This window comes from Mesorhizobium sp. B2-4-17 (assembly GCF_006441275.1).
GTDB lineage: Bacteria > Pseudomonadota > Alphaproteobacteria > Rhizobiales > Rhizobiaceae > Mesorhizobium.
The window spans coordinates 93986-108318 of record NZ_VFUX01000019.1 but is presented as its reverse complement, the minus strand read 5'-3'; the positions used below and the strand labels follow the sequence as shown (position 1 = coordinate 108318).

The following is a 14333-nucleotide window of genomic DNA, read 5'->3' as shown; positions in this document are numbered from 1 at the left end:
AACCGAACACGTTTTGGGCGATCGACCACGAAGGGAAGAGGGATGAATCTGGCCGGAAAAAGAGCCCTTGTCACGGGCGCGTCTTCGGGCATCGGCAAGGCTACCGCCGAGACCCTGATCGAGCGAGGTGCCGTTGTGGCTCTCCTCGCTCGTCGGGGCGATGTCATCGACGAAATAGCAACGCGACTCGGAAAGAGCGCCTTCAGCGTACAATGCGATGTCGCTGAGGAAACGAGCGTCTCGATCGCGATTTCCCGCGCGTGGTCCAAGCTAGGCGGCCTGGATATAGTGATCCATGCCGCAGGCATAATCACGCCGGCGCGGATCGAGAATCTGACCCCGCAGCTGTGGCGGCAGCACATAGACATCAATCTGTCCGGCGCATTCTACGTCATGAGAGATTGCGGCTTGAGGATGCGGCAGCAAGGCAGTGGCAGCATGGTTGCCGTAGGTTCCGACCTGTCTTTCAAAGGTCTGGCATGCTATGCCCATTACTGCGCATCCAAGGCAGGACTGGGTGGCCTCACCAAGGCCCTTGCACTTGAGCTTGCCCCCACGGTGCGGGTGAATTGCGTCTGCCCGGGCCCTGTCGACACGCCCATGATGGACTCCGAACTAACGTGGTTCGGCGAGCAGGCTCGCGAAGGCTTCATCTCTGGCACGCCGCTCAAGAGATTCGCGAGACCTGCTGAGATCGCAAGGTTCATCATCTTCGTAGCGGCAGAAGCAACCTTCGCTACCGGCAGCATGCTGAGCGTCGATGGCGGCACGACAGCTCGTTGAATGTCGACACGCCATCCGCCTTCATTTCTGAAGGTGGCCGCCATGCGATCTGGCTCCGAATACCGCTGACCTTGAGGATCTCAATCGCGAGAGCGAGTCGCAAAGTTGCGACATGGGTGCACTGTTGATGACCTAGCGTTGATCCGCCATGAGATGATCGGGGGCTGCCCTAATCCTAAAGAGTTGCCCAAGGCTCAAAAATGCGGGTAAGCGACTAACTGAGATTCCGGTTATGGCTAGGCCGTGTACTGATAAACCGGCGACGAAGTCCGGTTCGCTCCGATACCAACCTCCTTTGCGCAACCGCAGCAAATGTCGCTATGGGCCATTAACGGAAGTGACGGGGCTATATTCGAGCACCTCCGTCGGGCCGGCCAACGCCACAGAAACGATAGGCATCGGCCCAGTAGTCTGGCAGAAGGACCGCCTGAGGGAGGGCGCCGGGTTATTGGTGCAAAGGTGGCGCTCATCGGCACAAGCTGCTTTCCCGATCAAACCCGGACGATGCTGCCCCTACGTTATATAGCGGAGAATGTCGATGAGCCAAGCGCCCATACGTTTTGATGATGGTTCAGCCTACGAGCGCGGGATGGGTGTCTGGAGCCGACTTGCTGGACAAGTGTTCCTCGACTGGTTGGCGCCCTCGGCGGGACTTAAGTGGATCGACGTGGGTTGCGGCAACGGCGCATTCACAGAACTGCTTGTCGAGCGGTTAGCGCCAAGTGACGTGCAGGGAATTGATCCATCCGAAGCGCAACTGGTGTTTGCACGCGCGCGGAAAGGAGCATCGGGCGTAGAGTTTCGGCAGGGTGATGCCATGGCGTTGCCGTTCGATAAAGCACGTTTCGATGCCGCAGTTATGGCCTTGGTGATTTTCTTCGTTCCCGATCCAGCCAAAGGCGTTGCGGAGATGGTACGAGTGGTTCGACCAGGCGGCATGGTTGCGACATACGCTTGGGACATGTTGGGGGGCGGCTTCCCATTCGATCCGATCCAGGTTGAGTTTCACGCTCTGGGCATCACGCCGTCGCTTCCACCGAGCGTCAACGCCTCACGTATGGACGTCATGCGCGATCTATGGAGCAACGCAGGCCTTCAGGCTATCGAGACCCGCGAAATCACAGTGCAACGGACCTTCGCCGATTTCGACGATTTCTGGCGTTCAAGCACAATTACTGGGAGTATACGGCCAATCGTTCCGGCAATGTCAGCCAGCGACGTGGAGGGGCTGAAGTCGCGGCTGCGTGCACGTTTGCCGGCGGATGCAGCCGACCGCATATCGTATAGTGCGCGAGCGAACGCGGTACGGGGTGCGGTGCCAGAATAATTGAGCGGCGTTGTGTGCCTCGCAAACTTCGGTGGTGAATGTCGGCATTGAGTGCTGGATCACCATCGAGGATCCCCATCAACACTATCCATTTTGACTATCCATTTTGATCTCCACCAGGCAAGCGGCACAGGCGATTGGCACTCGCAAAGATCGGCGTGTGGCTTCTATGCATAGCGTAGCGTCACCTCCGCCTTCGGTTGCCGTCAGGGCAAATGCGCATTTTCGCCGACACGCGGTGCATCCTGGAGATAGCGTTACCGGCGCAGATACGCGAGCACCATATCTACCGCTTGCTCGCGTTGGTCGGCGATATGTTTCGAACTCTGAAAATTCTCGTCTAGGACAATCGACAGGGTATGCGTGTTCGAAAAATAGAAGTACCCCAAAGCCGAAATTGATACGTACAGATGCTTTAAGTTAACATTTTCTCTAAACAATCCCTTTTGTTGACCAATTATAATGACGCTGCTTAGCTTCTCAAGAAGCGGTGTATACAGAAGCTTAATGCTAAGGGATTGCTTCAAAAACCGTGCATTCTGGACGTTCTCGTGAGTCATCATTCTCACGATTTGCGGGTTGTTGGCAAACGTATTGAATGTGGATTCGACAAGTTTGCGCATGGAGTTGACGGGATCGTTCTCATCAAGATCGATCTCGCGTTGCGATGCGCGAAGCCGCTCATACGTATGTGAAAGGCTCGCTATGTATAGCTCGTCCTTACTAGTGAAGTATTTGTAGATGAGACTTTTGTTCGTTTGAGATTGCTCAGCAATTGCGTCAATGCGCGCGCCGTCAAATCCGCGCTCGGTAAACTCGTCAATAGCGCATTCTATTATGTGCTGTTGCGTCCGGCGCGGATCGCGAATTCTCTTCTTCTTGGTTCCCACTTCGGGCTCGACACGCATTCCCCGATCCAATCAACTTTGTGAATGCCCCATGAGCAGGGGCCTCAAATCAAACAACTAATCCGAAACCAAGGCGCCACGCAAATCGATAGATCCTGCGCGGAACTGGGATCGGTGCGACAGTTAAGTTGCTGATATCGCAACGTAAACGAACTAACTCCTGTCCTCCACAAAAATTCGGTTGACTCCTTCCGAGAAAGCGACTAGCTCTCGTTAATAAACTAAATAGTTCTATAACGAACAAAAAAGGGTGAGTCAATGAACGTGGGTGGAAACACTTTCGAGATCCGCTGACACACGTCGGCCTGCTCGCACTAACCAAAATACTCAGCACTCACAAACTGCCCACAGACGGCTCACCCGGCTGGCGGGAGAACTCGACCCGATAAAAGGCGCTGATGCGCAGGAGACATTACGATGGACAACGCACGTATTGGCGTTGATATTGGCGGGACTTTCACCGACCTGGTGCTTTTCGGTGACGCTGGCGAAACCTTCTTTACTAAGATTCCCTCGACACCCGCCAAACCTGAACAGGCCGTCCTGACTGGTATTCGCCAGATCACGGAGACTGCCGGACTTGAAATCAGCAAGGTGGCTGAAGTCGTTCACGGCACGACCGTCGGCTCCAACACGCTCCTGCAGAAGGTCGGCGCCAAGACGGGTCTCATCACGACCAAGGGTTTCCGCGACGTCTTGGAAATCGGCCGCGTCCGCACGCCAACCATGTTCGACCTTAGCTGGGAAAAACCCGTGCCGCTCATTGCGCGCCGTTACCGCCTGGAAGTCGACGAGCGTTCGACCGCCGACGGTCGCATCCTCAAGCCGCTCAACGAGCAGGAAGTAATCGAGATCGGCCGCTTCTTCGAAAGCGAGGGCATTGAATCCGTCGCTATCTGCTTCCTGAACTCCTACCGCAATCCGGAAAACGAGACGCGCGCGCTAGAAGTGATGCGCAATCACTTCCCCAACATGTGGGTCACCGCTTCCGTTTCGGTTTTGCCGGAAATCCGCGAATACGAGCGAACCTCCACAACGGCCGTGAACGCCTATGTCCTACCGTCGCTGCGCGCCTACTTCGAACGCCTCGAAAACGGCCTCCGGGAAATCGGCGTCTCGGCGCCCCTTCTGATCAGCAACTCCAACGGTGGCCTTTCGAGCGCCAAGATGGCGCAGGAAAAGCCGGTCTTCTTCATATCCTCCGGCCGCTCCGCCGGTGTGGTCGGCGCTGGCCGTCTCGGCGAGGCCATGCGTGAGAAGGATCTCGTGGTCTTCGACATGGGCGGCACAACCGCCTCCGCCTCGCTGATCCACAAGGGCGAACTGTCGCGTGCCAACGAATACGAATTCCGTGCCGGCATTTCGACGCCGAGCCGCTTCATCAAGGCCGGCGGCTACCTGATGCGCGTGCCGACCGTCGACGTCGCCGAAGTCGGCAGCGGCGCGGGCTCCATCGCAAGCATCGACGAAGGCGGCCTCATGCATGTCGGCCCGCTGTCGGCCGGTGCCGACCCGGGCCCGGTCTGCTACGGTATTGGCGGCCACTCGCCGACGGTCACGGATGCCAACGTCGTCCTCGGCTTTCTGCCCTCGGCGCTTGCCGGCGGCAGCATGAAGCTCGACGTTGAAGGTGCCCGCGCGGCCATAAAGCGCGACCTCGCCGACAGGCTGGGTCTGTCGATCGAAGACGCGGCCTTCGGTATCCGTGAAGTGGTCAATATCAACATGGCCCGCACGATCAAGGCCGTCACAGTAGAGCGCGGCGTTGATCCCCGCGACTTCGCGATCCTGGCCTTCGGCGGATCTGGCCCGGTACACGCCTGCGACCTCGCCCGCACGCTCAACATCTCCCGCGTCATCTTTCCGAAATCGCCTGGTGTCTTCACAGCGACGGGTATGCTGGCCGCCAAGGTGGAACGCTACTTCCTGCGCAGCCTGAACGGCATGCTGGACCAGCTTCCGATCGACCAGGTTAAAAGCCTGCTGAAGGACATGCGTGCGGAGGCCATCGCCTCGCTGGCGGAAGAAGGCTATTCGGCCGACCAGGTCGAATGCGGCTTCGAAGCGGACCTGCGCTTCAAGGGGCAGGACTTCGAACTACCGATCGCCCTGCCGGAAACGGTCGCCGAGGGCGACCGCGTGTCGCTTCGCGCCGCCTTCCGCGAGGCCTACAAGGGCATTTACGGCTATGCCTCGGACGACAGCGTCGAAATCGTCAACATCCGCCTCAATGCCAGCGGCAATACCGGCAACCGGCTCAGCTTTGTGCCCCATGCGCCGGAAAGGACCGATGTCGGTCCTGAAACCCGGAAGATCTATTTCTCGCGCACCGACGGCTGGGTGGACACGCCGATCTACCAGCGTAGCACCTTCCAGGGTGGCGTGCAGGGACCGCTGATCATCCAGAGTCCGGACACGACCATCGTCATTCCGCCGCGCGCGACCGCTGATCTCGATGCCTTCGGTAACGTCGTCGCGGCCCTTGCTTGAGTCTTTCGGAAGGAACAGTTTCATGGCTCAGAGACACAACGATCCCATCACCTTCGCCGTCATCAAGAACGCGCTCGACACCATCGTGGATGACATGGCGTTCGCCGTGATGCGCACCGCCCGCTCGCCAATCGTGCGCGACGTGCTCGATTACTCCGTCACGCTGTGCGACAAGCACGGCCGCATCCTGTCGCAGGCAAAGACTGTCGCTCTTCACCTCGGCGCGGTTCCCGACGCGATGGAAGTGATCATGGCGCGCTACGCCAACGATCTCGCGCCCGGCGACATCATCATATTCAACGACCCCTATGAAGGGGGTATGCATCTTCCGGACATCTTCATGATCCGACCGATCTTCCATGCCGGCTCGCTGCAGGGCTTTTCGGTCGTCATCGCCCACCATTGCGACGTCGGCGGCCGCGTCCCCGGCTCCAATGCCGCGGACTCGACCGAGATCTATCAGGAGGGCCTGCGCATCGCGCCGATGAAGCTCTACGACAAGGGCATCGTCAACGAAACGCTGATGCGCATCATTACCAAGAACGTGCGCCTGCCCGAACTAGTCCTCGGCGACCTCGACGCACAGTTCGCCACGTGCAATCTCGGTGAACGTGAATTGCTTCGCCTGATCGAACGCTATGGTGCCGAAGAGCTCGACAGCTATTTTGACGATCTTATTAATTACGGTGAGCAACTCACTCGCGCGGCAATCCGCTCTTGGCCAGATGGAGACTATTACTTCGAAGATTTCATCGACGGCGACGGCTTTTCCACGGATGCTATTCCGATCAAAGTAAAGCTGACCGTCGAGGGCGACCACCTCAATGTCGACTTCGCCGGCTCCTCGCCGCAGGTGAAGGGCGCCATCAACTCAACGCTCTCCTTTGTCAAGTCGGCCACGTACCTTTCCGTTCGCTGCGCGCTCGACGCGGAGGTGCCGAATAATGCAGGCGTATATCGCGCCATCACCATCTCCGCTCCGGAAGGCTCCATCCTCAATCCGCAGATGCCGGCGCCGGTCGCTGCGCGTGCTCTAACCGGGTACCGCGTCGTCGATACGGTTCTGGGTGCACTGGCCCAGATCGCCCCGCGCAAGGTCATGGCGGCGGGCGAGGGCGGCAACACGGTTCTGGCCTTCGGCGGCTGGGACAAGCAGACGCGCGAACCGTTCGTTCTGGTCGATATGATCAATGGTGCCTGGGGCGGCCGCTGGAACAAGGACGGCATTGAGGGCGTCACTAACCCTTCGCAGAACATGTCGAACCTGCCGGTTGAAACGCTGGAAGTCCGCTACCCGCTTATGATGGACGAATACAGCCTGCGGCCCGATTCCTGCGGGGCCGGCGAGTATCGCGGGGGCCTCGGCCTCATCCGCACCTACCGCCTGCTCGCCGAGGAAGCTGTCCTGCAGATTCGTGCGGACCGGCACGATCATGCACCCTACGGTCTGTTCGGTGGTAAGCCGGCGGCACCCTGCGTCAATATCCTTGATCCGGAAGGTGAAAACGTTCGCCTACCCGCGAAGATCACCCGCACCATCGGCCGCAACGTCGTGGTCCGCCACGAACAGGCCGGCGGAGGTGGATACGGTGATCCGCTCAAGCGCTCGCTTGATCTGATTGCCGACGACCTCTCCAACGGCAAGATCACTGCCGGCTATGCCCGTGACCACCACCGCGTCGTCTTTGAGGCAGATGGTGTCACCATCGATGTAGCTGCGACTGGCGCACAACGCGCACAGGAGGCTTTCGCGTGACCCATTACGATCTTACCCGCTTTGCGATCAATCAGATCACAACCCCCAAATGGTCTATGCCCCAGGCGATAGAAGGCTATTCCCGTCAAGGAATTAAGGGCATCGCGGTGTGGCGGAATTTCCTCGACGACTACGGCGTTGAGCAAACTGCGAAGCACCTGCGCGATGCACAGATGTGGGTAGCCTCACTCTGCACTAGTGCATGGGTCAGCGAATCGGATCCGACCGAGTACCGAGCCAAAATTGATGAGAACCGCCGGATCATTGATCAGGCAGCGGCCATTGGCGCGCCCTGTGTCGTCATGGTTGTGGGCGGCGTTCCCAAGGGCGACAAGGACTTGCCCGGCCAACGCAGGCGCATTCATGACGCTTTGGCCGAACTTGCACCCTACGCGGTGGCATCAGGGGTAAAACTTGGACTGGAGCCGCTGCATCCTATGTATTGTGGCGATCGCAGCGCGCTCAACCTCATCACGGACGCCAATGATCTCATCGACGAATTAGGCGATGAGGCGACCAGCCTGGTTGCCGACGTGTATCATTGCTGGTGGGATCCGGCTTTTGAGCGAGAGCTTCGGCGCGCTGGAAAGGACCGCATCCACACGTTCCACTATTGCGACTGGCTCGTCCCGACGCGAAACCTGCGGGATCGCGGCATGGTGGGAGATGGGGTGATCGACTTTGCCACCATTCGTGGCTGGCTAGACGACTTCGGTTACGACGGCCCGTTTGAACTGGAACTTTTTTCCGAATTGGACTGGTGGGAACGGGATCCCGAAGAGACTGTGCGTATCGCCATCGAGCGTTGCGGTCCATTGGTGGGACCGCGCAAATAATACGGCACTCGTGATCAGTGGTTGCAGAAGTATCATTGGCAGGCTGGTGTTTAGACAAATTTACGCTCTGAGTATCAGAATGTCTAATGCTTGCATCGGCCCACGGCGCTTCTCGGGCTAGTCGATCCTTAACCGCCTGAAATATCAGGCTTCGCTTCAGGAGATCCTGATGACAGAACAGAGCTTCATTTCAGTACGCAACCTCAAGAAAAGCTATGCATTTGGGCAGATCAAGGTACTCACTGGCCTCAATCTTGACATGAAGAAGACCGACCGGCTGTTGGTTATTGGGCCTAGCGGCGGAGGGAAAAGTACGCTCCTCCGCTGTGTCATGGGGCTTGAAGATGTCCAAGGCGGCGAGATCAGAATCGACGGCAAAAGCTACATCGTCGGCGGCGAAAAAAAGACGACCATCAACGCCGAAATGCAAAAGCAGATCGGAATGGTATTTCAGAGCTATACGCTCTTTCCTCACCTTACCGTGCTTGGCAATCTCACTCTGTCGCCGATACGATCACGCGGCGTGAAACGTGACGAGGCAGAGGGCCGAGCGCTCGAATTGCTGAATCGTTTTGGGCTCAAGGCGAAGGCCAAGGCTTATCCAGCCGCACTTTCCGGCGGACAGAAACAGCGCGTCGCGATCGCGAGAGCTATGATGCTCGATCCGAAATTGATGCTATTCGATGAAGTGACATCGGCACTCGATCCGGAATTGGTGAATGAAGTCATCAGTATGGTGACCGAGCTTGCAGACGGCGGCATGCCGATGATGATCGTCACACACGATATGTGGTTCGCAAAGAAGATCGCAACTCGCGTTGTCTTCTGCGACGGCGGTGTTGTGGCCGATGACGCGACACCGGATGAGTTCTTCCATGCCCCGAAAACCGCTAGGGCGCGTGATTTCATTCACAACGTGCTGCATGCAGATCGCTGAGACGGACGCATTGCCATGCAAAACATCGATTTCTTTTTCGTCCTCAATGCCTGGCCTGCGCTTCTAGAGGGATTAAAAATCACCCTCCAGCTCACGGTTTGGGCAAACATTATCGGGCTTGCGGCTGGATTTCCTCTGGCTCTGCTATCCAACTCCCGCATTGCCCCGATAAGGTGGATTGCGCGGTTCTACATTGATCTATTTCGATGCACACCGGTGCTCGTCCAGGTCGTGTGGTTCTTCTTCTGCATTCCGATGATCTTCGACGTGTTCTGGTCGCCTATTTTCATGGGCATCTTGATTCTCGGCATGAACCAAACGGCGTTCAACGGTGAAGCATTCCGTGCCGCGATCCAATCTATTCCCGCTGCTCAGAGGGATGCTGGTGTCGCGCTTGGTCTCGGCCGATGGAACTACGTCCGATACGTAGTGTTGCCACAGGCGATAAGAACCGCGACGCCGGTCTTGATCACCAACGCCATCGGCATCTTTCAACAAAGCTCTCTTGTCGCACTCGTTGGCGTTGCCGACCTCATGTACCAGGGGAAGCTACTTTCTACCCAGACTTACCGTCCGATTGAGACGTTCACCTTCCTCGCGGCCTTCTATCTGGCTGTCGCTATCCCCTTCGGTCGTCTGGCTGCCTTTTTTGAGCATCGGCTGGAACGTATAAAGAAGGTGTAAGATCATGCAGGGTCTAGATTTCTCGATTGTGCTAAAGTACAGCGGCGCTTTGCTGAAGGGTCTTATCCTCACGCTCGAACTTACGATCGTGTGTGGCTTAGCGAGCGTCTTGTTCGGATTTCTTATAGGTATTGGGCGAAAATCTAAATCTCGGCCAATCCGGTGGATTTGCTCCCTCTATGTCGAGGTGCTTCGTGGTACTCCGGTACTGATCACCTTGTTCTGGGTTTTCTTTTGTTTCCCGATAATCTTCGATGTCGAGTTCGGCCCGGTCACGTCATCCATCATCGCCCTGACACTCTATACTTCGGCGATTACGAGCGAGTCTTTTCGGTCTGCTCTCGGGTCGATTGGGCAAGATCAGCACGATGCATGTCAGGCACTTGGTTTGAGCCCGTTTGCAAAGATGGTGTATGTGGTCGCGCCACAGACAATAGTTCGGGCAATACCAAACCTGATGTCGAATCTGGTGAGCCTCTTCAAGGAAAGCGCGCTGGTCTCGGCAGTGGGCGTTGCCGAACTTATGTACACCGCTCAAAACATTTCGAACGTAACGGCCAGGCCCGTTGAAGTTCTGACAACCGCTGCTCTCGTCTACTTTGTTATCGGTTGGTCGCTCACTCGTCTTGTCAATGCTGCTGAAAGTCGCCTGCTGGTCAAAATGGCCGTTTGAGGATGTGCGCGATTTTCGTGAGCGGACATCATGCTGCGCCGCTGGGGTGCAAATAACCTGGGTCCACATGAAGCAAAATGAATGAAGATTTCTATGGAGGTAAGTCAATGGAAAGTGCAACTGCACAAAGCACGTCCCCGCTTGCGGTCGTAACGGGCGGCGCAAGTGGGATCGGTGAGGCTACCGTGCGGAGCTTCGCGGCAGCCGGTTGGCGGGTTGTTATCGCCGACATCAACGATGAGCGGGGAAACGCGATCGCCGCGGAACTAGGCGCAGCCGCTAAGACCGTCAGCTACCTTCATCTTGATGTATCCGACGAGCAGGCCGTATCTCAATTTAAGCAGAAGGTATATGCGGAGCATGGACTTGTTTCCGCGCTCGTGAACTCCGGCGGCATCCTGCAGAACGCTATTCGCGTGACGAAGATGCCAATCGAAGATTTTGACCGGATCATCGACGTAAACCTTCGCGGGACGCTCCTAACAGCACGCGCCTTTGGTGAACAAATGGCTCAAACCGGCGGTGGAGCCATCGTCAACCTGTGCTCTCTGACAACTTTCCAGGCTACGCCACAGCCGGCATACGGCATGAGCAAGTCGGCGCTGAAGATGCTCACCGAGATCATGGCCGCCGAACTTGGTCCGCAAGGGGTGCGTGTAAACGCGGTAGCGCCTGGATATACAATGACCCCCGCAATGAAGCAGCGCATTGAACGAGGCGAACGCGATCCCTCTGCTGTCATTGCTAAGTCTGCATTGCGGCGGTTCGTCGAGCCAAAGGAGGTTGCCGATGCTATCCTTTTCCTGTGCTCGCCATCCGCATCCGCCATCACTGGCATTACTCTGCCGATCGATGCCGGTTGGCTTGTTTATACGGCTTATAGCAGCGCCGCTGCCCAGCCAGACTAACGGAAGTGTGGGCGGAAAGGCTCGGCGGCAAAGGAAGTTCTGCATGTGACCTAGCCTTGGCGTGATCGCCATGTCGAAAATACTTGCACGACAAGCCGGATGGCTATTGTCGACAATAGCGGTTAATGCAAAGGTTATTGTTGCCCGTAGGCGGAGCTCCGAAAGGTAACCGGTGGAAACAAAAGATGAAGGGAGCCGTCAGAGGAACGAGAACTGAGAAAGACGCATGCGCAAGAATATCCATGGAAGTAACAGCTGCACATCAATGGGAGAATTCGAAATGAAACTTGCAAAAATGATCACGGGGCTCATGCTCGGCGCGGCGATTTTGGCCGGAGCAAGTCAGGCTCATGCTCAAACTGCCGAAGGGTATTGGCAGGAAATTCAGAAGCGGGGCGTACTCAGATGCGGCGCCGCGGTTGCCCCCCCGCACGTCATCCGCGACCCTCAGAGCGGGGAATACAGCGGTACATTCGTCGACCTGTGCAAGAAATTCGCCGAAGACGTACTTGGCGTGAAGGCCGAGCTAGTCGACACGACGTGGGACAACATCGTTGCCGGTTTGCAGGCCAACCGCTGGGACCTGTCGCTCGCTCTGAACCAGAACCCCAAGCGGGCTATGGCAATTGCCTTCAGTCAACCCGTCGTTCAGTATGAGGTTTCCGGCATCTACGACAAGGCAAATCCGAAGTTCGCCACGGCACCGAAATCTATAGCGGACTTGGACGTTGCCGGAGTAACGATCATCATCATGTCGGGCACGGCAATCGACGGAACGCTTACGCGCCGGATCAAGAATGCAACGCTCCTCCGCCTACCCGATATAGATGCAACGCGTCTGGCGCTCTCGTCCCGGCGAGGCGACATCCTCGTCGATGACAGCGACAGCAATGCGCTGTTTTCCGCGACGGCAAAGGATCGGTGGGTAACGCTCAATCCCGAGCCGGCGATCTCCAAGCAGGGCATCGCGTTCGGCCTGCGGCGTGATGCGTCTTACTCGGATATCCAATCGCTCAACTTCTTCATCCAGGAGCAGACTGCGATCGGCGAAGTCGACCGTATTGCACGCGGATACATCGACAAGCTTGCGAGCGAAATCAAGCAGTAGCACATGCTAGCGAGGCGCTGCGATCGGGCAGCGCCTCGTCTATACTGATCGGATTAACGGCGAAAGCAAACCCTGGCTCTCGAAAATCGCGGGAGGGCTGCTTCGAATGGAGAATGTGATGACCGCCGAAAAGAGGCCTCTCCGAAGCGAGGCATGGTTCAAGCGCATTGATAACACTGGATATGAGCACCGTACCCACCTCAAGGCGCGCGGAGCGCTGCCAGATATGTTCGAAGGCAAGCCCGTCATCGGCATTGCGAATTCGGCATCCGACCTGGTCCCTTGCAACGCGCATCTCACGGAATTGGCCGAATGGGTTTCTCGCGGAGTGCTTGAAGCTGGCGGGTTTCCGCTCGTCTTTTCTACGATGTCGATCGGCGACTCAATCATGCGTCCCAGTGGGATGCTTTTCCGCAATATGATGAGCATGGAGCTCGAGGCGACATTGCGTGCAAACCCGCTCGACGGAGTGGTGTTGCTTACGGGTTGCGACAATACCGCACCTGCCTACATGATGGGCGCGGCCAGCGTCGATCTTCCCACCCTCGTCGTGCATGGGGGAACCATGCTGAGCGGTCGGGTTGGGATGCGACAAGTCGGCTCAGGCTCCGACATTTTCCGTATGCACGGCGAATACAAGGCAGGCCGCATGACAAAGGATGCTTTCCTTGCGTCGGAGTACGGAATGTCGCGCAGCAACGGTGCCTGTAACACGATGGGGACGGCAACGACGATGGGCTGTATCGCAGAAGCGCTCGGCCTCAGTCTCACAGGTTCTGCTGCCATTCCCGCCGTGGATGGGCGTAGAAAGGGCTCCGCACAACTGTCCGGCCGCCGAATAGTCGAGATGGTCAGGGAGAATCTTGCGTTCTCCAACATCGTTGATCGATCGGCGCTTGAGAATGCAATCCGTGTAAACGCTGCGCTCGGCGGCAGCACGAACGCCATTATCCACTTGCTTGCCCTGGCAGGGCGCCTGGAAATTGATTTAACCCTTGCCGACTTTGAAGAGAACAGCCGATCAATCCCGCTACTTGCCAACATCCTTCCTAATGGCAAGTTCCTGGTTGAGGAGTTCTTTTCAGCAGGTGGATTGCCCGCCATGATGGCATCGCTTGGTGAGAGGCTTCATCTGGATGCAAGGACCGCAAGCGGAAAGACGCTTAGGGAGGAGCTCATCGGCTTCGAGAGCTTGGACGAGAACGTCATCGCGCCCTTCGACAAACCGATCAAGCCGCAAAACGCACTACGCATCATCCGGGGCAACATTGCCCCTAACGGCGCCGTGATGAAGCCGTCCGCTGCCAGTCCGCATCTGATGAAGCATACGGGGCGTGCCGTTGTTTTCGAATCCGTAGAAGATCTCGACAAGCGGATCGACGATCCTGCTCTCAATATCGACGAGACGTGCGTGCTTGTTCTGAAGGGCATCGGCCCCAGAGGTTATCCAGGCATGCCTGAACTCGGAAACATTCGGTTGCCCAAGCATATCCTCGAAAAGGGCGTTACCGATATGGTGAGAATCTCGGACGGTCGTATGAGTGGAACTGCATACGGAACAGTCGTTCTTCACGTTGCTCCGGAGTCCTCGATCGGCGGCCCCCTGGCTTTGATCAGAGACGGTGATCTTATCTCGCTTGATGTCGAAGAGGGAACGTTGTCGGTCAATCTTACCGATGAGGAACTCGAACAACGGCGATCGGAAACATCCTTCGCACCCATCAACCACAAGCGCGGCTACGAGCGGCTCTTCGTTGAGCATGTACTGCAGGCTGACCAGGGTCTTGATTTTGACTTCTTGGTTGGGCGAAGCGGGAACGAAGCTCCAACGCGAAGACCGTTCTAGTTTCAGTTACTTTCCGGATTTCGACCGAACTGCCATCTTTATCGAGGAAGATAGTGCTATTCCTAGACCCTCTGGGA

The 14333-nt window shown here is 57.1% G+C and carries 12 protein-coding genes; 11 read left to right on the top strand and 1 reads right to left on the bottom strand.

Translation table 11 applies throughout. The features are described from left to right. Positions 1 to 42 precede the first annotated feature (42 nt). Both FJ548_RS16745 and FJ548_RS16740 read left to right on the top strand, forming a co-directional pair. On the top strand, positions 43 to 783 hold the full coding sequence (locus FJ548_RS16745; RefSeq protein WP_140778442.1) for an SDR family oxidoreductase: 741 nt from the start codon (positions 43 to 45) through the stop codon (positions 781 to 783). Between the two features lie 538 nt (positions 784 to 1321). After that, entirely contained in the window at positions 1322 to 2110 is a 789-nt protein-coding gene (locus tag FJ548_RS16740) for a class I SAM-dependent methyltransferase (protein WP_140778441.1), read from the top strand. A 257-nt stretch (positions 2111 to 2367) separates the two neighbouring features. On the opposite strand, the gene FJ548_RS16735 is transcribed toward FJ548_RS16740, so the two are convergent. After that, on the bottom strand, positions 2368 to 3018 hold the full coding sequence (locus FJ548_RS16735; RefSeq protein WP_140698034.1) for a TetR/AcrR family transcriptional regulator: 651 nt from the start codon (positions 3016 to 3018) through the stop codon (positions 2368 to 2370). A gap of 417 nt (positions 3019 to 3435) precedes the next feature. On the opposite strand from FJ548_RS16735, the gene FJ548_RS16730 reads away from it, so the two are divergent. The 9 genes from FJ548_RS16730 (at position 3436) to FJ548_RS16690 (ending at position 14256) form a co-directional block, all read left to right on the top strand. Then, positions 3436 to 5508, top strand: a complete 2073-nt coding sequence (locus tag FJ548_RS16730) for a hydantoinase/oxoprolinase family protein (RefSeq protein WP_140698031.1) — start codon at positions 3436 to 3438, stop codon at positions 5506 to 5508. Beyond that, the gene (locus FJ548_RS16725) at positions 5474 to 7264 is read left to right on the top strand and encodes a hydantoinase B/oxoprolinase family protein (protein WP_348640941.1); all 1791 of its coding nucleotides are present in this window, start codon (positions 5474 to 5476) and stop codon (positions 7262 to 7264) included. The genes FJ548_RS16730 and FJ548_RS16725 overlap by 35 nt, the downstream gene beginning before the upstream one ends. Further along, positions 7261 to 8100: a sugar phosphate isomerase/epimerase family protein gene (locus FJ548_RS16720; protein WP_140698025.1), complete on the top strand. Its 840-nt coding sequence runs from the start codon at positions 7261 to 7263 to the stop codon at positions 8098 to 8100. The genes FJ548_RS16725 and FJ548_RS16720 overlap by 4 nt, the downstream gene beginning before the upstream one ends. 169 nt (positions 8101 to 8269) lie before the next feature. Then, positions 8270 to 9037: an amino acid ABC transporter ATP-binding protein gene (locus FJ548_RS16715; protein WP_140778439.1), complete on the top strand. Its 768-nt coding sequence runs from the start codon at positions 8270 to 8272 to the stop codon at positions 9035 to 9037. A 15-nt stretch (positions 9038 to 9052) separates the two neighbouring features. Further along, positions 9053 to 9721, top strand: coding sequence for an amino acid ABC transporter permease (locus FJ548_RS16710; RefSeq protein ID WP_140778438.1), 669 nt, complete (start codon positions 9053 to 9055; stop codon positions 9719 to 9721). A 4-nt stretch (positions 9722 to 9725) separates the two neighbouring features. Further along, the gene (locus tag FJ548_RS16705; RefSeq protein ID WP_140698014.1) at positions 9726 to 10394 is read left to right on the top strand and encodes an amino acid ABC transporter permease; all 669 of its coding nucleotides are present in this window, start codon (positions 9726 to 9728) and stop codon (positions 10392 to 10394) included. A gap of 77 nt (positions 10395 to 10471) precedes the next feature. Next, positions 10472 to 11302, top strand: a complete 831-nt coding sequence (locus FJ548_RS16700; RefSeq protein WP_246673481.1) for an SDR family oxidoreductase — start codon at positions 10472 to 10474, stop codon at positions 11300 to 11302. A 280-nt stretch (positions 11303 to 11582) separates the two neighbouring features. After that, the gene (locus FJ548_RS16695; RefSeq protein ID WP_140698082.1) at positions 11583 to 12410 is read left to right on the top strand and encodes a transporter substrate-binding domain-containing protein; all 828 of its coding nucleotides are present in this window, start codon (positions 11583 to 11585) and stop codon (positions 12408 to 12410) included. A 118-nt stretch (positions 12411 to 12528) separates the two neighbouring features. Then, on the top strand, positions 12529 to 14256 hold the full coding sequence (locus tag FJ548_RS16690) for a dihydroxy-acid dehydratase (protein WP_246678687.1): 1728 nt from the start codon (positions 12529 to 12531) through the stop codon (positions 14254 to 14256). Positions 14257 to 14333: the final 77 nt, after the last annotated feature.